This is a genomic window from Archangium minus (genome assembly GCF_044360475.1).
Classification (GTDB): domain Bacteria; phylum Myxococcota; class Myxococcia; order Myxococcales; family Myxococcaceae; genus Archangium; species Archangium minus.
The window spans coordinates 5,365,924-5,385,955 of record NZ_CP043494.1 but is presented as its reverse complement, the minus strand read 5'-3'; the positions used below and the strand labels follow the sequence as shown (position 1 = coordinate 5,385,955).

The window sequence follows — 20,032 nt, the reverse complement described above, 5'->3', positions numbered from 1 at the left end:
GTGCGGGAAGCTCCGGGCTCAGAAGTGCCAGGCGATGCCGGCGTTGAGGTCGAGGTTGAGACCACTGCCGAGGCCCCCATCGGTGAGACCGAGCATGGCCTGGGCGATGTTGGTGGAGGCCTCGAGCTGAAGTCCGAGGTGGCCGATGATGAGGTACTCGAAGCCGACGAAGCCGATGACGGTGGGAAGCGGGCCTGTCTGGCGGAAGATGCCGAACTCACCGAAGGACAGCTGCACCCCGAGCCCCAGCCCCCAGTACGGGCGGAAGGGACGCTCGACGTTGTGGTAGTGGCGCAGGCCGAACACGCTGGGCAGGACGCTGAGACCGCCCTTGCGGCCCTCCTCCGTGGAGGTGACGTAGGAGAAACCCACCTGTCCGAAGACGACCCACTCGGGATGGAACTGGAAGCCCAGCTCCACGTCGCCGCCGGGGTTGAACGTGGAAAGGCTGGTGATGGCGCTGTTGCTGAACCGCAGACCGACGAGGAACGAGCCCGAGCTGGGAGCCTTCGTCGCGGTGGCCGGGGCTTCCTCCGTCACACGCCCCTCGGCATCCGGAACGAGCGCAGCAAGGAGCTGATCCGCGACCGACACGGCGGCACGAGGCAGAGCCTCCTTGGCGGACACCTCGATGCGAGGCCGACGCAGGGCACGTCCGCTCTCCGCGTCCACGACGCTGGTCGTGAGCACGTAGCGTGAGCCGAAGCCATCGAGCCGACCGGTGATGACGTAGCGCGCCCTTGCGGCGCCTGGGGTGCCCGGAGTGGCTTCATCACAGGGGTCCTCCGTGCAGTCTCCGGCAACGCGCACGGCCGTCTGATCCGACGTGGTGGACACGGCGAGTCGAGGAGACTCAGCGAGCCGGCTCACGATGAGCGCCGTCACGCCCGGCGCCTGATCCCGGGCATCCGCGTTGGACTCCAGGGGAAGCAAGGCGACGACGAGCACCTCAGAGGGAGCCACCTCCGAGGAAGCCGCGGTCTCCGGTCTCGCAGCGGACGACTGCGCCCGGGCAGCCGGGGCTAGCAGAAGGGCGAGGAGTAGCGGCGAGAGGCGGCTCACGGGGCCCACACTCTAGTACCAGACAGCCAACCGTGGAGCGGGGAGCGAGGCCACAAACAGCACACCTGCTCGCTCGGCCTGCCACCGGGCCCCAAGGCTCGCCAGGGGCTCACGAGGAGGGCAGCGGACCCAGATAGTCGAGGGGATCCACCGGCTTACCGTCGACACGCACCTCGAAGTGGAGCTGCGGGCCACTCGTCTTGCCGGACTCGCCCACAGTGGCGACGACCTGCCCGCGCCGCACCTTCTGGCCGGTGCGCACACGCAAGTCGCGGTTGTGCGCGTAGAGCGTGATGAGCCGATCCGAGTGCCGGACGATGACGATGAGGCCGTAGCCGCGCTGCTCGCCCGCGTACAGCACCTCCCCTTCCTGGGCGGTCTTCACCGGAGTGCCCACCGGCACGGCGAGGTCGATGCCGTCGTGAGGCTCGCGCCCCTTCTTTCCGAACCGGGCGTACAGCACCCCCCGCAGAGGCCAATCCAACATCCCCTTCGTCTCCGGCTCGGGCCGTGAAGGCGCTCGCTGGGAAGCGGGCCGGGGCGTCTGGCGCGAAGGTGCCGAGACGATGACCGGAGCCCTGGCCGGGGCCGAAGTCCTGGACGGGGGAGATTTCACGTCCGGCGTCGGTCGCGGCTTCTCTGCCACCGGCGTGGGAGAAGATTCGGTGGCCACCGGCACCCGCCTCTCGAAGCCGGGGATGATCAGCTCCTGGCCGACAACCAGGGTGCGCGGGTCATCAATGCCGTTGGCCTCGGACAGCTCCTGCACGGTGATGCCGTAGTTCCGGGAGATGCGGTACACCGTCTCGCCGGGCGCCACCGTGTGCCGGACAGAGACGAGCTCAAACTCTGGGTGGGGCTCGCGCAACTCCCCGAGGATGACGGGGGGCGGCGGCTCGGAGACGACGGAAGCCGAAGAGGGACGGGTAGCCGCGGACGTCGGCCCCACCGCGCAGCCGGTGGCACCGAGAAGCGCGAGCAGCATGAACAACGCTGGCCGCGCCTGGATGGCTCCCGCCACCGCCAACCTCAGTCGCCTCCCCTGCCCACGTCGACGCGTGGGAAGCCCTCGAGCTTCCAATCCTTCAGCGCCGTCATGGCCTGGGTATCGGTGAGCTCGAAGTTGAGCGGCGTCACGGAGATGCGACGCTCCAGGTGCACGACGTTGCAGTCGCTGCCGGGGATGTCCTCGTGCTCGTATTCGTTGCCGCCGATCCAGTAGTACTTGCGACCGCGCGGATCCTCCTTCTCCACCACGTTGTAGCCGTACGAGTGCCGGCCCAGCCGGGTGATGGCATAGCCCGTGGGCTCACCACGCGGGACGTTGACGCTGAGCAACATCCGCGAAGGGAGCTTGGGCTGGGCGAGCGCCGCCGCCACCAGCGAACGGGCGAAGCGCGCCGCGTACTGGAAGTCGAACGGTGCACGGGACACCAGGCTGAAGGCGATCGACGGAATGCCCAGCAACGCCGACTCGCGGGCGGCGGCCACCGTGCCCGAGTAGTTGACGTCATCGGCCAGATTGGCCCCGTGATTGATGCCGGACACCATGAGCTGCGGGCGATCATCCTTCAAGAGATGGTTGAGCGCCAGATAAGCGCTGTCCGCGGGTGTTCCGTCCACGGCGAACCAGCGCTCACGCACCTCGGTGATGCGCAGGGGGCGGTGCAGGGAAATGGCGTGTGAGGCCGCGCTCTGCTCGCGGTCCGGCGCCACCACCCACACCTCCCCCAGCGGGCTCACCGCGTCCACCAGGGCGCGCAGGCCCTCGGAGAAATAGCCGTCGTCGTTGGAGACCAGGATGCGGGGTTTCTTGTCGGCCACGGCTCTTTCTCCCTCTCTTTCGTTGTCCTACTTCGCCTTCAGACCCTTGAGGGCCTTCATACCGCCGTAGCGAGCGCCAGCGCCCAGCTCCTGCTCGATGCGCAGCAGCTGGTTGTACTTGGCGATGCGGTCCGAGCGCGACGCCGAGCCCGTCTTGATCTGCCCACAGTCGAGCGCCACGGCCAGGTCCGCGATGGTGGTGTCCTCGGTCTCGCCCGAGCGGTGGCTCATCACCGAGGTGTAGCCGGCCTTGTGGGCCATGCGCACCGCCTCGAAGGTCTCCGTGAGGCTGCCGATCTGGTTCACCTTCACCAGGATGGAGTTGGCCACGCCGCCCTGGATGCCGCGGCCCAGGCGCTCCACGTTGGTGACGAAGAGGTCGTCACCCACGAGCTGGATCTTGTTCCCGAGCGCGTCGGTGAGGCCCTTCCAGCCCTCCCAGTCATCCTCCGCCATGCCGTCCTCGATGGAGACGATGGGGTAGCGCGACACGAGCTGCTGGTAGTAGTCCAGCATGCCGGCCCCGTCGAACTCCTTGCCCTCGCCCTTGAGGCGGTACTTCTTCGAGCCCTTGTCGAAGAACTCGCTGGCGGCCACGTCCAGCGCGAGGAAGATCTGCTCGCCCGCCTTGAAGCCCGCCGCGGAGATGGCCTCCATGATGAGCTTGAGGGCCTCCTCGTTGGCCGGCAGGTCCGGGGCATAGCCGCCCTCGTCGCCCACGCCGGTGGCCAGCTTGCGGCCCTTGAGGATCTTCTTCAGCGCGTGGAAGATCTCCGCGCCCCAGCGCAGCCCCTCGGAGAACGAGGACGCGCCCGCGGGCACCACCATGAACTCCTGCACGTCCACGCGGGTGTCCGCGTGGGCGCCACCGTTGAGGATGTTCATCAGCGGCACCGGCAGGGTGCGCGCCTGAGCACCGCCCACGTAGCGGTAGAAGGGAATGCCGAAGGCATCCGCCGCCGCGCGCGCCGTGGCCATGGACACCGCGAGGATGGAGTTGGCGCCCAGCTTGCTCTTGGTGGGCGTGCCGTCCATCTCGATCATCTGCATGTCCACGGCGTACTGATCCGCCGCGTCCATCCCCACGAGCTCGGGGGCGATCGTCTCCATGATGTTGGTGACGGCCTTGCGCACGCCCTTGCCCAGGTACCGGCTCTTGTCATTGTCACGAAGCTCGAGCGCCTCGTGCTCGCCGGTGGAGGCTCCGGACGGAACCGCCGCACGGCCCTTGGCCCCACCCGCCAGGAAAACCTCGGCCTCCACAGTGGGGTTACCGCGAGAGTCGAGCACTTCACGCGCCACGATTTGAGCGATCTCAGTCATGGCGCGCGGTTCTAGAGGACGCTCCTGTCACTCGCAAGCTTGCTTATGGGGGGGACTGCTACACTGTCGACCCACCGAAGCCACAACCGCTCACCTTATGCCGCCACGTCGCCCTTCCCCACCCGAGCCTGACCTGTCCCCCCACCTGCGTGGCCGGGGCGCACTCCTAGGGCTCGCTGTAGGAAATGCGCTCGGTGTCCCCTTGAAGACAAGGTCCCTTGTCGCGCCTGCCTTCCCCCAGCTCATCGAGGGGCCCCATCGCAAGCTCAAGGGTGGAGGTCCCTTCGAGCTTCGGCCAGGCCAGGTGGGCGAAAGCGGGCAGATGGCGAGCTGCCTGGGCACGGGCCTGCGCGAGTTGGGGAGCTACGACGCAGCCCACATGATGGGCCGCTACCTCGCCTGGCAGGGCCATGCCGTGGGCAAGAGCGAGCACACCCAGGAGGTGATGACCGAGGCGCTCGAGTCCGGCCTGCCCAAAGCGACGGCCGGGCGGCGCGTGTGGCTGCGAGGTTTCAGGCGCGTGGCAAGCAACGGCAGCCTCGCACGCACCGCGCCTATTGGCGTCTTCTTCTGCGAGGACACCCAGGCCCGGGTGCAGGCCTCGCTGGCAGACTCCGCGCTCACCCACTTTGACCCGCGCTGCCAGTTGGCGTGCGCCGCCCTCAATGGCTCTATCGCACACGCCCTCACCGCGGGCGAACAGCTCCGCAAGGAGGACCTCATCACGGCCGCGCTGAGCGGACTCATGGTGGCCAGTGCGACCCTGGGCCGCTCGGCGGGTGACTTCGTCCAGGAAGTCTCGACCGCCACCACCTTCCTCAAGGAGGACCTGGCCGCGGCGCAACGGGAGGATCCGATGCTCTACTGGCCGGACCTCCACATGCTCCGGAAACAGGACCATGTGCGAGTGGCCTTCCGGCTGGCGTATTGGGAGTTGCTCCACGCGCCCAGCTTCGAGGCCGGGCTCGTGGACGTCGTCAACCGGGGCGGGGACGCGGACGTGAACGGGGCCGTCGCCGGAGCGCTCCTGGGCGCATTCCATGGCGAGGACGCCATCCCGTCGGACTGGCGGCACGGGGTGCTGGAGTCTCCGGGCCCGAGCGCAGGGGCCCTCTGGAGCCTCTACCACCCTCGACACCTGCTGCTGCTGGCTCCCGAGTGACGGGCTTATACCTGTCTCAGAAAGCACAAAGCCCGCGTGGAGCCGTCCCCAGGAGGGGACGTCCACTGCGGGCCTCGCGAGAGGGAGCGGAGTGGCCGCTCAGCCGAGCATGTCGATAACGATGACGCCGCGCTGGGGCTTCTCGTCGTCGTCAGCCTCCGATCGGCGCCGCGGGCGCTCCTCGGGCATCGGAAGCGGAATCTCGAGCGCGGGACGCTCCCGCTCCTCCCGGTTCCTCTCCCGGCGCTTGATTTCCTCGATGATGAAGGCGTCGAGCATGGGTTCGGTTTCTCCCTCAGCCTACGTACCCTGATGTACGCCCGCCATCCCGCTCCTGGATTCCTGCCACCTATCGGCTTCTGAGTTCTTCAGATGCAAAGTAAGGGCCCTGGTTCCTTTCTGAGTACGTGCTTGCAACCTCGTATGCTTGCCCGTCTACCACCCTACGACCAGACCTGGCGGAAATGTCTAGAAGTCGAAGTGGCCTTGAACCACTGGATGCCGAGAACGTTGACTGGATTGTAATCGAGTCAGCGATCCCCGCAAGCGGTCCAACTCGTAGGAGTCCTGAGCACATCCGATGTCACGGGACTGTCAGGGCTTGGCACGGCCTCCCGCCTGCCCCCCGGTCGTACCGGGGGGTACTTGTCAGCCGGAGGATTAGGTGCCCTCGACCCGGCGCTTGAAGGCTTCCAGCATCTTCGGCAGCGACTGCTCCACCAGCCCGTTGATGATGGCCTTGGGCACCAGCGGCCCCAGGGCCATGTCCACCGTGTAGGTGGCCTTGGTGCGGCCCTCGCCCTCGGGCTCGAGCACCCAGCTGCCCTGGTTGTCCTTCATCACCTCGCCCTCGACGAAGGTCCAGGACATCCGCTTGGGCCGCTCCTCCCTGGCGAGGAGGGTGTAGTGGATCGTCTTCACGATATCGACTTCGTAGTGAATCTTGACCTCGTTGCCCTTGCGGTCCGAGGTCCGGATCTTCTTCACCTCGGGGATGAACTCCGCGTAGCGGTCGTAGTCGACAATGACGTCGAAGACCTTCTCCGGGGGAGCGTTGATGACGATGGAGCGAGTGGCGCCAGCCATGGTTCGTACCTCCGTACTCGGGTTTGCCTAGAGGTTGTAACCCGGTTTCTGGTCGAACCGGTGCCGGGATTGAACGAAGCGCACCGTGCCCGTCTTGCTACGCATCACCACTGAGTGGGTCTCACAACCACTGCCGAAGAAGCGCACACCGCGCAAGAAGTCGCCCGTGGTGACGCCGGTGGCGGCGAACATCACCTCGCCGCCGGCCAACTCCTCGGCCGAGTAGATCTTCGAGATGTCGGAGATGCCCATGCGCTTGGCGCGAGCGATCTCATCGTTGTTGCGGGGCACCAGCCGGCCCTGCATGTCACCGCCCACCGAGCGGATGGCCGCGGCGGTGATGACGCCCTCAGGGGCGCCGCCAATGCCCATCAGCACGTCCACACCCGTGTCCTCGAAGCAGGTGGAGATGCCGCCGGCCACGTCCCCGTCCTCGATGAGGCGGATGCGCGCGCCCGCGGCCCGCACCTCCTTGATGAGGTCCGCGTGCCGCTCACGGTCGAGGATGACCACCGTGAGGTCCGACACGTAGACCCGCATCTTCTCCGCGATGGCGTGGAGGTTCTCGGTGGGGGTGCGGCGCAGGTCGATGGCGCCCTTGGCGCGCGGGCCCACGGCGATCTTCTCCATATAGGTGTCCGGCGCGTTGAGCAGATTGCCCTTGCTGGCCATGGCCACCACGGAGATGCCACCCGGTCGGCCGTAGGCGCACAGGTTGGTGCCCTCGAGCGGATCCAACGCGATGTCCACTTCCGGATCCTCCGGATTGCGCCGACCCACCTTCTCGCCGATGTAGAGCATGGGGGCCTCGTCGCGCTCACCCTCTCCGATGACCACCGTGCCGTTGATCTGCAGGGCATCGAACGCCTTGCGCATGGCGTCCACAGCGACCTGATCCGACTCGTTCTTGTTGCCGCGGCCCATCAAACGGGCGGAGGCGATGGCCGCCATCTCGGTGACGCGCACGGCCTCCATTGCCAGGTTGCGATCCATTGTGGGTGTCTCCTTGAAACGCTGGAAAGAAGTGGGAACTCAGGGCGCTTCCTGCAACATGCGCACGATCGCCTCTGGCAGACGGGTGGGCTTGCCTTCACGGCTCACACAGGCATGGACGGTGCGCCCCGTGACCAACGGGATGTCCGAGCCCCCTTCACGGAAGATCTCGTAGGTGAAGGTCAGTGACACCCTCTTCACCTCACTGACAAGGGTGCGCACGAGCAGCACGTCCTCGTAGCGAGCGGGCGACCTGTAGGAAGCGGTGGCCTCTACCACGGGCAGCATCAGCCCGTCGCGCTCCAACTCGCGGTAGCTACCGCCACGCGCACGGAAGTACTCGCCGCGTGCAAACTCGAAGTAGCGGAAATAATTGGCGTGATACACGACCCCCATCTGGTCCGTGTCGCCGTAGATCACTCGAACGCGTGCTTCGACCATGAGTCGCGGTGACCGTAACAGGGCAGTGTTCGACCGGAAAGCGTGACGCTCGGGAGTTGGTTGCTTCTGAGCACGAGGCATGGAGGATGGAGGCCATGTTCCGCTTCCGCGCCCTTCCCCTCCTGCTGCTGCTCCTCGCCCTGCCCGCGCTGGCGAAGCCGCCCCGGCTGACGCTCTTCATCACCGTGGATGCGCTGGGCTCGGATCTCCTGCTGCGCACCCGGCCCCGCCTCAAGGGTGGGCTGCGGCAACTCACCGACTCGGGGGCCTTCTACCCGTACGCTCGTTATGACTACGCCAAGCCGCGCACCGCGCCGGGCCACGCCACGCTGGCCACTGGGGCCAATCCCTGGCGCCACGGCATCGTGGACAACCGGATCATCGACCGGGCCACGGGCAAGCCCGAGCGCGTCTTCCCGGATCCAACGCACCCCGTGTTGGAGGCGCCGCTCTCCCAGGAGGACGTGAGCCCGGCCACCCTCATGGCGGAGACGGTGGCGGACAAGCTCCGGCTCGCCACGCACGAGCAGGGCAAGGTCATCGCCTTGTCGGGCAAGGCGCGCTCGGCCATTCCTCTGGCCGGCAGACTCGGCCAGGCCTACTGGTACGACGAGACGGTGGGGAAGTTCGTCACGGGCACCTGGTACACGAAGGAGCTGCCCGGCTGGTTGAAGACCTTCAACGCGGCCAACCCGCCCGAGGCCTGGTTCAGCAAGACGTGGGAGCCGCTGCTGCCTCGGACCGAGTACGTGGGAGAGGATGATCGGACCTACGAGGGTGAGTTCTACGGCCTGGGCCGCACCTTCCCTCATCCGCTCACGGGCGGCCTCACCTCCCCCGGCCCCCAGGCGTACTCCGCCTTCGCCATCTCTCCCCTGTCGCTGGATTTCGTGGTGAAGGCCGCACGGGCTGCCGTCGAGGGCGAGGGCCTGGGCAAGGACGAGGTGCCGGACATGCTCGCGGTGAGCTTCAGCGCCACCGACCGTGTCTTCCACCAGTACGGCCCCACCTCGTGGGAGATGCAGGACACGTTGTACCGGTTGGACAAGGCGGTGGGTGACCTGGTGGCCCTGGCCGAGCGCGCCGCGGGAGGACGGGCCAACCTCCTCGTGGTGCTCACGGCCGACCACGGGGGCGCGGCGGTACCCGAGCAGTGGGCCGCCTCGGGGGTGGCCGCCGAGCGCGTAAACCCCGCTGCGCTCTCCAAGGGCCTGACCGAGGCACTGCGCAAGCAGTTCGGCGGGGACATCACTGCCACCATTGAGGAGCTGGACGTGTACCTGGGGGGCAAGACGCTGGAGGGCGGCAAGGTGGACGGAGTGGCGGTGCGGCGGGCCGCGGCGACCTGGCTGACGAAGCAGCCCTCCGTCACCCTGGCAGTGGCGCGCGACGACCTCTACACGGTTCCGGATGTGGCGGGGCTGGTGATGCCGCTGCGACGCGGCTACTTCCCGGAACGCAGCGGCGACGTGCTCTTCGTGGTGAAGCCCTTCCACGTCATCAGCACCGAGTCCGTCGGCACCAACCACGGCACCCCGTATGCGTATGATCAGCTGGTGCCCCTCATCCTGGCGGGCAGAGGGGTGAAGCCGGGCACGTACACGCGGGAGATCAGCACCACAGACGTGGCGCCCACCGTGGCGGCGGCGCTGGAGATAGGCCTTCCTGCCTCCGCCGAGGGAGAGCCCCGCTACGAGGCCCTCGGCAACGGCCGCTGAGCGGCCAGGCTAGTGCGCCTGGACGATCTCCAGGGACAGGTCCATGGCGCGTGCCGAGTGGGTGAGCGCGCCCATGGACACGAAGTCCACACCGAGCTTGGCCAGGCGTGGCAGGCGCTCCAGCGTGATGCCGCCGGAGACCTCGAGGGGAATGCGGCCGCCGGTCAGCTCCACCGCGCGGCGAATCTGCTCGTCGTCCATGTTGTCGAGCATCACCACGTCCGCGCCCTCCTCGAGCGCGGCGGCGAGCTGATCCAGGTTGGTGACCTCGATCTCGATCTTCACCAACTGGGGCGCATTGGTGCGGGCCCGACGGAGCGCCTCGCGGACGGAGCCGCCCACGGCCGCGATGTGGTTGTCCTTGATGAGGACGCCATCGAAGAGCCCGAAGCGGTGGTTGAAGGCGCCACCGGCCTTCACGGCCAGCTTGGACAGCGAGCGCATGCCGGGAGAGGTCTTCCGCGTGTCGAGGATCCTCAGCTTCGTGCCGCGCACCGCGGCCATGACCTGTTGGGCCATGGTGGCCATGCCCGAGGTGCGCTGGACGATGTTGAGGGCGGTGCGCTCGGCCGTGAGGAGACCGCGCATGCTGCCGCGCACCCGGGCCACCAACCCCTTGGGCTGCACCTCCTGCCCGTCTCGCGTGAGGAGCTCGACCTTGGAGGAGGGATCCACGCGCTCGAAGACGCGGGCGAAGGCGTCCAGACCGGCGATCACGAGCCGCTCCTTGGCGATCAGCTCGGCAGTGCCCTGGGCATCCACGGGGATGAGGGCGTCAGTAGTGATGTCACCCGCCGCCCCGAGGTCTTCCTCGAGGGCGAGCGAGATGAGGCGATCCAGGAAGGCGTCCATGCGAGTCGCGTCTCCGATTGAGGTCAGCGCCGGGTCTTGGCTACACGGGAAGCCGCCGACTTCTTCCGAGCGGGGGCCTTGCGAACCGCCGGCTTCACCTTCGTCTTGGCCGAGCTCCGGGCAGGCACCTTGGCCTTGGTCGCGGCCTTCTTGGCCGTGACCTTCTTCACCGGCGTCTTCTTCGCCGCGGCCTTCTTCACGGGTGCCTTCTTGGCCGCGGCCTTCTTGGCGGGAGTGGCCTTCTTCGCCGCGGCGGCCTTCTTCGTCGGAGCCTTCTTGGCCGCCGACTTCTTCACGGGTGCCTTCTTCGCCGGAGCCTTGCTGGCGGAAGCCACCTTCTTCGCAGGCGCGGCCTTCTTCGCGGGCGCGGCCTTCTTCGCGGGAGCCTTCTTCTCCGCCGGGGCCTTGATGGGCGTGACCTTGGCCTCAGGCGCGGCCTTCGTCTTCACCGCGCCGCGGGCGATGCCGCCCTTGCGCTCGGGCTTCGCCGCAGGAGCCTGCTCCTCCTCCTCGCTCTCGACGGCCTCCGTCTCGGGCTCCTCCTCCTCCTCGCTCTCGACGGCCTCCGTCTCGGGATCCTCCTCCTCCTCCTCGTCCTCGACGGCCTCCACCTCGGGCTCCTCCTCCTCGACGGCCTCCGCCTCGACGGCGCCCGCTTCGGCCTTGACGACTTCGGCGACGACCTCGCCTTCGACGGCACCCGCTTCGGCCTTGATGACCTCGCCCTCGATGTCCGCCTTCTCGGCACTGGGCTCAGGGGCGGGCGCGGGCGCCTCGTCCACACGGGCCGACGTCTCCGGCTCGCTAGCGGGCGTGGCCGCCTCTGGCTCGAGCCGGGTCAGGCTGTCCTTCAGCTTGGAGATGCGCGCGTCCAACTCCTCGACGCGGGCGCGGTCCTTCTCCACCACGTCCGGGGGAGCCTTGGCGACGAAGTTGGGGTTGTCCAGCTTGCGCTTGATGCCGCCCAGCTCCTGCTCGGAGCGGGTGATCTCCTTGCTCAGGCGCTCGCGCTCGGCGTCCACGTCGATGAGGCCCGCGAGCGGCACGAAGACCTCCATCTGCGGGCCCACGAAGGCCGCGGACTGTGCCGGCTTGGGACCCGGCGCCCCGATGCGCAGCTCGCCCAGTCCGGCCAGCGGCATCAGGTAGCTGCGCCACCGCTCGAGCAGCTCGCGGGTGCGCTCGTCCGGGCTCTGCACATACGCGGTGATGCGAGCCGAGGGCGGCAGGTTGCTCTCGCCGCGGATGTTGCGCAGCCCCTCGATGGCCGCGATGACCGGGCCCATCTCCGCCTCAGCCGCAGCGTCCTCGAGTGACGCGTCCGGCTTGGGGAACGGGGAGATCATGATGGAGTCGGCCGCCCGCGACATGGGCAGCTTCTGCCAGATCTCCTCGGTGATGAACGGCATGAACGGGTGGAGCAACCGCAGGATGCGGTCCAGGCAGAACACGAGCACCGCGCGGGTGTTGTCCTTGGCCCGGGCGTCCTCGCCGTAGAGCGAGCTCTTGGAGAGCTCGATGTACCAGTCGCAGAACTCGGCCCAGAGGAACTGGTAGAGCGTGGAGGCGGCCTCGCCGAAGTTGTACGCCTCCAGCGCCTGATGGGTCTCCACGGTGGCGCGCTGCAGCCGAGAGAGAATCCACCGGTCCGCCAGGGTGAGCTCACGCTCCTTGATGGGGCGCTCGTCCAGCTTGAAGTCGCCCATGTTCATCAGGGCGAAGCGGCTGGCGTTCCACAGCTTGTTGGCAAAGGCCTTGTAGCCGGCCACTCGGTCCAACGAGAGCTTGATGTCGCGGCCCTGCTGGGTGAGCGACGCGAGGGTGAAGCGCAGCGCGTCCGCACCGTGGGCGGGCATGCCCTGGGGGAACTTGTTGCGCAGGTTCTTGGCGAGCTGCTCCGGCGGGGCGCCCTGGATGATGTCGAGGGGATCGATCACATTCCCCTTCGTCTTGGACATCTTCTCGCCCTTCTCGTCGCGCACCATCGCGTGCAGGTACACGGTGCGGAAGGGCACGTCCTTCATGAAGTGCAGGCCGAACATCATCATCCGGGCGACCCAGAAAAAGAGGATGTCGTGGCCCGTCTCCATGACGGAGTTCGGGTAGAAGGTCCGCAGCTCGGGCGTCTGCTCGGGCCAGCCCAGGGTGCTGAAGGGCCACAGGCCCGAGGAGAACCACGTGTCGAGCACGTCCGGGTCCTGCTCGAGGCGCGAGCCCTCGCACTTGGGGCACTTCTCCGGGGCCGTGCGCGAGACGAGGGGCTCAGCGCGCGAGAAGTCGATGCCTCCGGTCGCCTCCAGGCGCGGGCTGCAGTCGACGCAGTACCAGGCGGGAATCTGGTGGCCCCACCACAGCTGGCGGCTGATGGTCCAGTCGTGGATGTTGCGCATCCAGTGGAAGTACGTGTGGGTCCACGACTCCGGGATGATCTTCGTGCGGCCCTGCTCCACCGCCTCGATGGCGGGCTTCGCGAGGGGCTCAATCTTCACGAACCACTGCGGAGACAGGCGCGGCTCCACCACCGTGCCGCAGCGCTGGCAGCCGCCGACGGACAGCTTGTGCGGCTCCTCCTTCTCCAGCAGGCCCTGGGCCGTGAGGTCCTCGAGGACCTTCTTGCGCGCGGCGAACCGGTCCAGGCCCGCGTACGCCCCACCCTCCTGGTTGATGCGCGCGGACTCGTCCAGGACGTTGATCATCGGCAGCTGGTGCCGCAGACCCGTCTGGTAGTCGTTGAAGTCATGGGCCGGCGTCACCTTCACCACGCCGGTTCCGAAGGCCGGATCCACCAGCTGGGCGTCGGCGATGATCGGAATCTCCCGGCCGGAGAGCGGCAGCACCACGCTCTGACCAGCAAGCCCCAGGTAGCGCTCGTCCTCCGGGTGGATGGCCACGGCGGTATCGCCGAGCATCGTCTCCGGACGCGTGGTGGCGACCGTGAGCTTCCGGTCGCTGCCCTTCACCGGGTACTGGAGGTGCCAGAGCGAGCCCTGCTTCTCCTCGTGCTCGACCTCCAGATCGCTAAGCGCGGTGTGGCACGAGGGGCACCAGTTGATGAGCTTCTGGGCCCGGTAGATGAGGCCCTCCTCGTGCAGCCGCACGAAGACCTCGCGCACGGCGGCCGAGACGCCCGGATCCATGGTGAAGCGCTCACGGCTCCAGTCCAGGCTGGCACCGAGCACCTTCTGCTGCTCGTTGATGCGCTGGCCGTACTTGTGCTTCCACTCCCAGACGCGCTCGAGGAACTTCTCGCGGCCCAGGTCGTGGCGGCTCTTCTTCTCCTTCTCCTTGAGCTCGCGCTCCACCACCATCTGCGTGGCGATGCCGGCGTGATCCGTCCCGGGCACCCACAGGGCGTTGAAGCCGCTCATGCGCTTCCACCGGATGAGGATGTCCTGGATGGTCGCCGTGAGCGCGTGTCCCAGGTGCAGGCTGCCCGTCACGTTGGGCGGCGGCAGCACAATGCAGAAGGAAGGCTTGTCGGAGGTGGGCTCAGCGCGGAAGTAGTTCCGCTCCATCCAGCAGGCATACCAACGGGCCTCGACCTCAGTGGGATCATAGGCCTTCGGAAGTTCGGTCGTATCGCTCATGGAAAACGAGAACCGGCCCACGCGGGCCGGTGGAAGGACCGGCCCGACGGGGGCCGGTCGGGGTGTAGAAGCCAGGTACGACGATTCGAGCTCAGTGCTTCGTCTCGCGATCCTTGATCAACCGCTCCAACTCCTCGCGAATGATCGTCTCGGCCAGCTGGGGAACGACCTCCCAGGCGATCTTCTCGATGACCTCTCGAGAAGCCCTCGAGAGAGCCTCGCGCAGCTGCGCCTCGCCCCCATCGGCGGCAGGAGCTTGCCGCGCCTCCACGGAAGGAGCCGGAGCCGCGGGCTCATCCAGTGACAGATCCTCCAGCCCTCCCACCTCGGAGATCGGCTCCTCGACAGGAGCGGGCTGATGGGCAGCAGGTGCCGCACCGAGTCCGAACGGATCCTTGCCGCGAGCGGCAGGCATCGCCCCGGGAAGAGGCGTGGCACCCGGCGGACGAGGCAGCCCCCCTCCCACGGGAGCACCGCCCGGCGCCGGCGGCATGCCTGGACGCGCCATACCCGGCGGAACACCCCCCGGGCCCGGCGGAGGAACACCCCCGGCCCCGGCGGCATACCCGGACGCGCCATGCCCGGCGGAGGAACACCCCCCGGCCCCGGCGGCATACCCGGACGCGCCATGCCCGGCGGAGGAACACCCCCCGGCCCCGGCGGCATACCCGGACGCGTCATGCCCGGCGGAGGAACACCCCCGGCCCCGGTGGCATGCCCGGACGCGCCATGCCCGGCGGAGGAACACCCCGGCCCCGGCGGCATGCCCGGACGCGCCATGCCCGGCGGAGGAACACCCCCCGGCCCCGGCGGCATGCCCGGACGCGGACCCGCGCCCGGAGGCATCCCCGGCCCAGGAGGAACACCCGGACGCGCCATGCCCGGAGCGCCTGGCCCTGGCGGAATACCCGGCCCCGGAGGCCGCGGCATGCCCCCCGGACCCGTGGGGCCCGCCGCGGGAGGACGCGGCTGGGTGGGAGCGGCGGCCGCAGGGGCAGCGGCAATCACCTGCGTGGCGGCGGAAGCGGGCATCGTGTTGGACTTCTGCCCCACCAGCGTCTTCACCTTGTCCAACAGGACCTGGCTCTCGAAGGGCTTGGTGATGTGGTCGTCCGCCCTGGCCGCGCGCGCACGGGCCTCGTCGAAGGCCTCGAAGGTGCCGGCCAGCAACAGGACGGGGATGTTCTGCGTAGCCGGATCGTTCTTGAGCGCCTCGCAGACCTCGTAGCCGTTCTTGCCCGGCATCATCACGTCCGCGAGCACCACGTCCGGACGCAGCTCACGCGACCGGGTAATGGCGTCCAGCCCGTTGTCGACCGCGGTGACCTGAAAGTCCTCGGTCGCGAAGATCATCCCGATCACCTTGCGGATGGTGAGCGAGTCATCGGCGACCAGCAGATTCTTGGGCATCGGTTCGGGCCTCGGGGGATCCAACCCCCTAGAATTCGGTGAGAAAAGGGGACACGAAGTCCCACTGTTAGGCCGGGCAGCTTACGGTTCGCCACCCGGGCCTTCAAGAAAACAAGCGGAAGCTCAAGAAAACATGCGCCGAAGGTCCAGAAAGAGCACGGGAGCCGGCACTCCGGGTGCGGTGAACTCCCCCGGCTCCCCGGCGGGCACGAAGCGCGGATGGACCCCCAGGACCCGGGAGGCGCACAGCCCCAGGCCTCGCCCCTCCACCTCCGCGAGGACGAGGAAGGACTCGGCGACGGCGGGAGCGGTGCCCAGCAGGGCTGGGGCTGAGTAGAGGGGCCAGAGCGTCTGTCCATGGGGCATGACGCCCGCCACCGCCCCACTCCGCCCCGGCAGCGCGCTGAAGGCGGGCCCCCGCATCACCACCTGGGAGACAAGGGGAAGCGGGAGGCCGAACAACCGCCCCTGCGACTCGAAGACGAGCGAGCGTTCAGGAGTCGACGTGCTCCGATGCACGGGATGCTCCGGCGGAGGGCTCACGGGGCCCGGCTCGTGCGGCAGCGCGTCGGCGTTGAGCTCCAGATAGAGCCGTTCCTTATGAAGAACCGCACTGCGGCTGAGCGCGGCCAATGTGTCCCCCAGCCCCGAGGGCAGCAGGAAGTGAGGGACCGAGGCCACGTCGACAACCTCGACGATCGAGCGGACACGCACCGCCAGGGAGGGGCTCACGTCAAACACCACGACCATGCCGGGCCCCTGCTCGGGCTCACCCCCGAGCAGCACGGACAGGTCCACCACCTCCTGCACTCCACGCAGGCTGGTCTCGTCGGGTCCCGGCGCGGCGACCTCCGTGACGGAGGTGGCCTCGACGGAGAAGCGCGTGTCGCCCGCTTCCATCAGGAGACAGAGCCGGCGTCCGCTTTCGTAGGGAGGCACGGAGGTAGGCTAGCAGCCCCGGAGCCTTGGTGCTAAGCCCTTCGCGATGGCGCGCATCCTCCTCGTCGATGACGAAAAGATGGCTAGGACCCTGTACGGGGACTACCTGCGCGGCGTGGGTCACGAGGTCACCGCTGTGGCCGCCATCTCGGAGGTCAAGGAGGCGCTGGCCTTTGGCCGCTACGACGTTGTGGTGACGGACCTCATCCTTGCCCAGGGGGACGGGATGGAGGTGCTGCAGCACACGAAGGCCCACTATCCCGGCATCGAAGTGATCGTCATCACCGGCCTGGACAAGGTGGATCCCGCGGTGCGCGCCATCAAGAGCGGAGCCGCCGAGTACCTCGTCAAGCCGGTGGCCCCGGAGGTGCTCCAGCACGCCGTGAACCGGGCGCTCGCCACGCGTGCGTTGTTGCAGGAGAACGCCGCGCTGCGCCGATACGTCTCCTTGTTGGAAACGGGACAGCGGATCTCCACCACGTTGGATCGCATCCGGCTGGCGGAGACCGCATGCGCCGCCTTCCTCGCCATGGGCTCTGCGAGCGCGGTCATGTTGTTCCAGGCCGATGGCAGCGGCCGGTCGCGGTTGCTGGGCACGCAGCAGTTGACCAACCCGGAGCAAGAGGCCGCCCTCATCGCGTTCGTCGCACCGCGCCTGGGAGAGTCTCGAGAGCTACGGGTGCTGGAGGGACTGCCGGGCATGTGTCCACTTGCCCTCCTCGTCCCCGCGGTGGAGGGGGAGGATCTGCTCGGGTATGCCCTGCTCCTCTACCCCGGCTCGCCGCCGGAGGGGATCACCGAGGCCACAAGCTTCCTCGCCCGCTGCCTGGCACTCGCCCTGCGCAACCTGGGCCGCATCGCCGAGGTGGAGGACCTGGCCTACCTGGACGACCTCACCCACCTCTTCAATACCCGCTACCTGCACCTCGTGTTGGACAGGGAGGTGAAGAACGCGCAGCAGGCCCACGGCGTCTTCAGCCTCCTCTTCCTGGACCTGGACTACTTCAAGTCCATCAACGACACCCACGGCCACCTGGTGGGCTCCCAGTTGCTGGTGGAGATGGCGCGCGTCCTCAAAGGCTGCGTGCGTGATCGCGACGTGGCGGTGCGTTACGGAGGGGACGAGTACGTGGTGCTGCTGCGCGGCACGGACTCGGGGGGCGCGCTGAAGGTGGCCGAGCGCATCCGACGCACCGTGGAAAACCATCGCTTCCTGGCGCGCGAGGGGCACTCCCTGGCGCTCTCCACCTGCATCGGCGTGGCCAGCTTTCCCGAGCACGCACTGGACAAGGCCACGCTGCTGGACCTGGCCGACCGAGCCATGTACCGGGGCAAGAAGGGCACCCGCAACGTCGTCTACGTGGCGGCCAAGGATCTGGAGGCCACGCCCCCGGCGCGCCACAGCCAGCCCACCGGGAGCTGAGCCGAGCTCAGCGCCGCAGCGAGCCCACGGTCAACCGCTTCTCCAGGCCGGGCTCGCTCGACGCGGCACTGCCCTCCCCACCCTCGCCCACCGCCTCCACGGCCTCGTGCGAGGCGCCGGAGACGATGAGCTGGAACTTCCGCGACATGACCTTGATGTGCTCGGCCTGGGCGGGATCCAGGCGGGCGATGAGCTGCCAGAAGAGCGCGGCGTGCTCACGCTCCTCGTCCATGATGTGGCGGAGGATGGCCTTGGCCTCCTCGTTGTCCGTGGCATCGATGTGGGCAGCGTAGAGATTGATGGCGTCCAGCTCCGACTCCATGTCCAGCCTGATGGCGCGGGCCAGCTCCGAGTCCGTCAACTTCCTGGGCACCATCGAGTGGAACGGGTTGGTTTGCGGCATGGAGGCTCTCCGGGGACACACGGCCAGTATGAGCAGACCGTCAGGAAGCCGGGAGCATCCGTGTGCTGGGGGGCGATGGTCAACGGAATCCGGTGCCTCGCGTTGCGGCCGGGCCTGTGGGTCGGCCATGCTGATGAACCATGGACATCCCGGCCCCGCTCGCGCACCTGCTGCAGGCCCTGGAGGCGGGTGATCTGCCCGCGGCGAAGGCCGCCGCCGCGGAGCTGCAGCGCACCAGCTCAGGCTCCACCCAGCTCGCCGCCGAAGTGCTCCACGAGTTGCGCCAGCCGCTGTTGGGCGTGAAGGCCTATACCCAGCTCCTCTCCGAGGAGATCGGCATGCGCGGCCCCCTGCGGCAGATGCTGGCCCAGGTGGAGCGCATGGAGCAGATCATCTCTGACTTCACCCGGCTGGCAAGTGAGCGCCCCGCGCCGCAGCAATCCGTATCGCTGATGACCCACGTGCAGGCGGCGGCGCGCTCCTTCGGACTCAACCCGGACTCCTCCCGCGTCACGCTCCAGGTGGAGGCGACCGAGGACTTCCCCATCCAGGGCAATGGCCGGCTGCTGGAGCAGCTCACCCTCAACCTCCTCAACAACGCGCGCGACGCGGTGTCGGGGCCAGCCCGGGTGAAGGTGGTGCTGACGCGCGAGGGCACGTCGCCGGTGATGTACGTGGCGGACTGGGGATCAGGAGTCCCCGAGGCTGTGCGCAGCCACCTCTTCGAGCCGTACGTGACGGGCAGCAAGCGTGGCACCGGCCTGGGGCTCGCGGTGTGCAAGCGCATCGCGCAGGAGCACCATGCGCGGCTGGAGCTCGTCTCTCCCTCGGTGCTGCCGGATCAACCGCCGCCCACCACCGTCTTCCGCGTCCTCTTCCCTGCCCCAGGTACCGTCCCCGCGGCGCACCCGGCCCGCGCCTCGTCCCCCGCTCCCACCGCCCCCGCCCCGAGCACTTCGCGTCGCCGCATGTTGGTGGTGGATGACGAGGACATCATCCGCAGCGTCTTCAAGGATTTGATGGGGCGGGAGTGCGAAGTGCTCGAGGCCGCCAACGCCGAGGAGGCGCTCGCGCACCTGAAGCAGAGGCCGGTGGACCTGATCGTCACGGACAAGAACCTGCCGGGCCTCTCGGGTTTGGAGCTGGCGCAGCAGGCCCGCCAGCTCGATCCAGACTCGCGCGTCATCCTGATGACGGGCTACCCGTCGCTGGTGACGGCGCAGCAGGCGCTGGAGCTGGGGCTGCTCGACTACCTGCTCAAACCCTTCGACGACATCCGCGAGGTGCGCGCGAAGCTGCGCGAGGCACTCGCCGGCGCCATCCCCACTCGGCGAGGTCTGCGCCCCGGCAGCCGCCGCGTGGACGTGCTCGATGACAGCCCCACCTCGGCGCGTCAGCTCACCGAAGCCCTCTCCCGACTGGGGCTGGAAGCACGGGTGCACACCACCGCGCCCGGAGAACCCGCGGCGGAGCCACCGGCGGCCGTGGTGGTGAGCTGGGACTTCAGCCCTGCCTATGGACGCCAGGCGTTGGAGCTAGCGCGGAAGCTGGGCCAGGGAGCGCCCATCGTGGTGCTCGCCGAATACCTCTCCCAGGAGATGATGCTGGAAGCCCTGCGCGCTGGCGCATCCGGCTGCTTGCCGCGAGAACTCGAAGCTCGCGAGCTCAGCCACGAACTCTCCCGCATCCTGGAGCAAGCCCCCTCTCCCTCTGGGAGAGGGCTGGGGTGAGGGTATATGGCCCCTCCCCGTGCACCCCCGTAAAACACCACGGCCCCGAGCGTCTCCACAGAGGGAGACACCGGGGCCG

General features: G+C 68.2%; 17 protein-coding genes. 4 read left to right on the top strand and 13 right to left on the bottom strand.

Annotated features, from left to right (window positions below; genetic code table 11):
• Nucleotides 1–18: 18 nt before the first annotated feature.
• From F0U60_RS22225 to eno, 4 genes are all read right to left on the bottom strand, one after another.
• A complete protein-coding gene (locus F0U60_RS22225; protein WP_395823042.1) occupies nucleotides 19–1,062 on the bottom strand; it encodes a hypothetical protein in 1,044 nt (347 codons plus the stop codon).
• Between the two features lie 109 nt (nucleotides 1,063–1,171).
• Nucleotides 1,172–2,089, bottom strand: a complete 918-nt coding sequence (locus F0U60_RS22220) for a peptidoglycan DD-metalloendopeptidase family protein (protein ID WP_395823040.1) — start codon at nucleotides 2,087–2,089, stop codon at nucleotides 1,172–1,174.
• A gap of 2 nt (nucleotides 2,090–2,091) precedes the next feature.
• Complete coding sequence (gene surE, locus F0U60_RS22215; RefSeq protein WP_395823038.1) at nucleotides 2,092–2,886, bottom strand: 5'/3'-nucleotidase SurE; 795 nt, start codon at nucleotides 2,884–2,886, stop codon at nucleotides 2,092–2,094.
• Nucleotides 2,887–2,913: 27 nt separating this feature from the next.
• A complete protein-coding gene (eno, locus tag F0U60_RS22210; RefSeq protein ID WP_395823036.1) occupies nucleotides 2,914–4,209 on the bottom strand; it encodes a phosphopyruvate hydratase in 1,296 nt (431 codons plus the stop codon).
• 97 nt (nucleotides 4,210–4,306) lie between these two features.
• Here eno and F0U60_RS22205 point away from each other — a divergent pair, with 97 nt between their 5' ends.
• The gene (locus tag F0U60_RS22205; protein WP_395823034.1) at nucleotides 4,307–5,371 is read left to right on the top strand and encodes an ADP-ribosylglycohydrolase family protein; all 1,065 of its coding nucleotides are present in this window, start codon (nucleotides 4,307–4,309) and stop codon (nucleotides 5,369–5,371) included.
• A 99-nt stretch (nucleotides 5,372–5,470) separates the two neighbouring features.
• Here F0U60_RS22205 and F0U60_RS22200 read toward each other — a convergent pair whose 3' ends face one another.
• The 4 genes from F0U60_RS22200 to F0U60_RS22185 all read right to left on the bottom strand — a co-directional run bounded on the left by F0U60_RS22200 (nucleotide 5,471) and on the right by F0U60_RS22185 (nucleotide 7,891).
• Nucleotides 5,471–5,650, bottom strand: a complete 180-nt coding sequence (locus tag F0U60_RS22200; protein WP_395823032.1) for a hypothetical protein — start codon at nucleotides 5,648–5,650, stop codon at nucleotides 5,471–5,473.
• 381 nt (nucleotides 5,651–6,031) lie between these two features.
• Nucleotides 6,032–6,457, bottom strand: coding sequence for a type II toxin-antitoxin system RatA family toxin (locus tag F0U60_RS22195; protein ID WP_395823030.1), 426 nt, complete (start codon nucleotides 6,455–6,457; stop codon nucleotides 6,032–6,034).
• Nucleotides 6,458–6,484: 27 nt separating this feature from the next.
• Nucleotides 6,485–7,450: a class II fructose-bisphosphatase gene (gene glpX, locus F0U60_RS22190; RefSeq protein ID WP_395823028.1), complete on the bottom strand. Its 966-nt coding sequence runs from the start codon at nucleotides 7,448–7,450 to the stop codon at nucleotides 6,485–6,487.
• A gap of 39 nt (nucleotides 7,451–7,489) precedes the next feature.
• On the bottom strand, nucleotides 7,490–7,891 hold the full coding sequence (locus F0U60_RS22185) for an acyl-CoA thioesterase (protein WP_395823026.1): 402 nt from the start codon (nucleotides 7,889–7,891) through the stop codon (nucleotides 7,490–7,492).
• Between the two features lie 95 nt (nucleotides 7,892–7,986).
• Between F0U60_RS22185 and F0U60_RS22180 the strand changes: the two genes are divergently transcribed.
• Nucleotides 7,987–9,609: an alkaline phosphatase family protein gene (locus F0U60_RS22180; protein WP_395823024.1), complete on the top strand. Its 1,623-nt coding sequence runs from the start codon at nucleotides 7,987–7,989 to the stop codon at nucleotides 9,607–9,609.
• A gap of 9 nt (nucleotides 9,610–9,618) precedes the next feature.
• Here F0U60_RS22180 and nadC read toward each other — a convergent pair whose 3' ends face one another.
• From nadC to F0U60_RS22160, 4 genes are all read right to left on the bottom strand, one after another.
• Nucleotides 9,619–10,461, bottom strand: coding sequence for a carboxylating nicotinate-nucleotide diphosphorylase (nadC, locus tag F0U60_RS22175; protein ID WP_395823022.1), 843 nt, complete (start codon nucleotides 10,459–10,461; stop codon nucleotides 9,619–9,621).
• Between the two features lie 23 nt (nucleotides 10,462–10,484).
• Entirely contained in the window at nucleotides 10,485–14,048 is a 3,564-nt protein-coding gene (locus F0U60_RS22170) for a valine--tRNA ligase (protein WP_395823020.1), read from the bottom strand.
• Nucleotides 14,049–14,165: 117 nt separating this feature from the next.
• The gene (locus F0U60_RS22165; RefSeq protein ID WP_395823018.1) at nucleotides 14,166–15,458 is read right to left on the bottom strand and encodes a PleD family two-component system response regulator; all 1,293 of its coding nucleotides are present in this window, start codon (nucleotides 15,456–15,458) and stop codon (nucleotides 14,166–14,168) included.
• A 123-nt stretch (nucleotides 15,459–15,581) separates the two neighbouring features.
• Nucleotides 15,582–16,397 carry a chemotaxis protein CheW gene (locus F0U60_RS22160; protein ID WP_395823016.1) on the bottom strand — a complete coding sequence of 272 codons (816 nt, stop codon included), beginning with the start codon at nucleotides 16,395–16,397 and terminating at the stop codon, nucleotides 15,582–15,584.
• A 46-nt stretch (nucleotides 16,398–16,443) separates the two neighbouring features.
• On the opposite strand from F0U60_RS22160, the gene F0U60_RS22155 reads away from it, so the two are divergent.
• Complete coding sequence (locus F0U60_RS22155) at nucleotides 16,444–17,820, top strand: diguanylate cyclase (protein ID WP_395823014.1); 1,377 nt, start codon at nucleotides 16,444–16,446, stop codon at nucleotides 17,818–17,820.
• 7 nt (nucleotides 17,821–17,827) lie between these two features.
• Here F0U60_RS22155 and F0U60_RS22150 read toward each other — a convergent pair whose 3' ends face one another.
• Complete coding sequence (locus tag F0U60_RS22150; protein ID WP_395823012.1) at nucleotides 17,828–18,223, bottom strand: demethoxyubiquinone hydroxylase family protein; 396 nt, start codon at nucleotides 18,221–18,223, stop codon at nucleotides 17,828–17,830.
• 140 nt (nucleotides 18,224–18,363) lie between these two features.
• On the opposite strand from F0U60_RS22150, the gene sinK reads away from it, so the two are divergent.
• Nucleotides 18,364–19,953, top strand: coding sequence for a hybrid histidine protein kinase/response regulator SinK (gene sinK, locus F0U60_RS22145; RefSeq protein WP_395823010.1), 1,590 nt, complete (start codon nucleotides 18,364–18,366; stop codon nucleotides 19,951–19,953).
• Nucleotides 19,954–20,032: the final 79 nt, after the last annotated feature.

Bases quoted from the DNA above. Each gene is read 5' to 3' on its own strand.
- F0U60_RS22165 (WP_395823018.1), bottom strand. From the start codon at position 15,458: ATGCCCAAGAATCTGCTGGTCGCCGATGACTCGCTCACCATCCGCAAG.
- F0U60_RS22200 (WP_395823032.1), bottom strand. From the start codon at position 5,650: ATGCTCGACGCCTTCATCATCGAGGAAATCAAGCGCCGGGAGAGGAAC.
- F0U60_RS22170 (WP_395823020.1), bottom strand. From the start codon at position 14,048: ATGAGCGATACGACCGAACTTCCGAAGGCCTATGATCCCACTGAGGTC.
- F0U60_RS22195 (WP_395823030.1), bottom strand. From the start codon at position 6,457: ATGGCTGGCGCCACTCGCTCCATCGTCATCAACGCTCCCCCGGAGAAG.
- nadC (WP_395823022.1), bottom strand. From the start codon at position 10,461: ATGGACGCCTTCCTGGATCGCCTCATCTCGCTCGCCCTCGAGGAAGAC.
- F0U60_RS22155 (WP_395823014.1), top strand. From the start codon at position 16,444: ATGGCGCGCATCCTCCTCGTCGATGACGAAAAGATGGCTAGGACCCTG.
- F0U60_RS22205 (WP_395823034.1), top strand. From the start codon at position 4,307: ATGCCGCCACGTCGCCCTTCCCCACCCGAGCCTGACCTGTCCCCCCAC.
- F0U60_RS22150 (WP_395823012.1), bottom strand. From the start codon at position 18,223: ATGCCGCAAACCAACCCGTTCCACTCGATGGTGCCCAGGAAGTTGACG.
- F0U60_RS22180 (WP_395823024.1), top strand. From the start codon at position 7,987: ATGTTCCGCTTCCGCGCCCTTCCCCTCCTGCTGCTGCTCCTCGCCCTG.
- sinK (WP_395823010.1), top strand. From the start codon at position 18,364: ATGGACATCCCGGCCCCGCTCGCGCACCTGCTGCAGGCCCTGGAGGCG.
- F0U60_RS22185 (WP_395823026.1), bottom strand. From the start codon at position 7,891: ATGGTCGAAGCACGCGTTCGAGTGATCTACGGCGACACGGACCAGATG.
- glpX (WP_395823028.1), bottom strand. From the start codon at position 7,450: ATGGATCGCAACCTGGCAATGGAGGCCGTGCGCGTCACCGAGATGGCG.
- eno (WP_395823036.1), bottom strand. From the start codon at position 4,209: ATGACTGAGATCGCTCAAATCGTGGCGCGTGAAGTGCTCGACTCTCGC.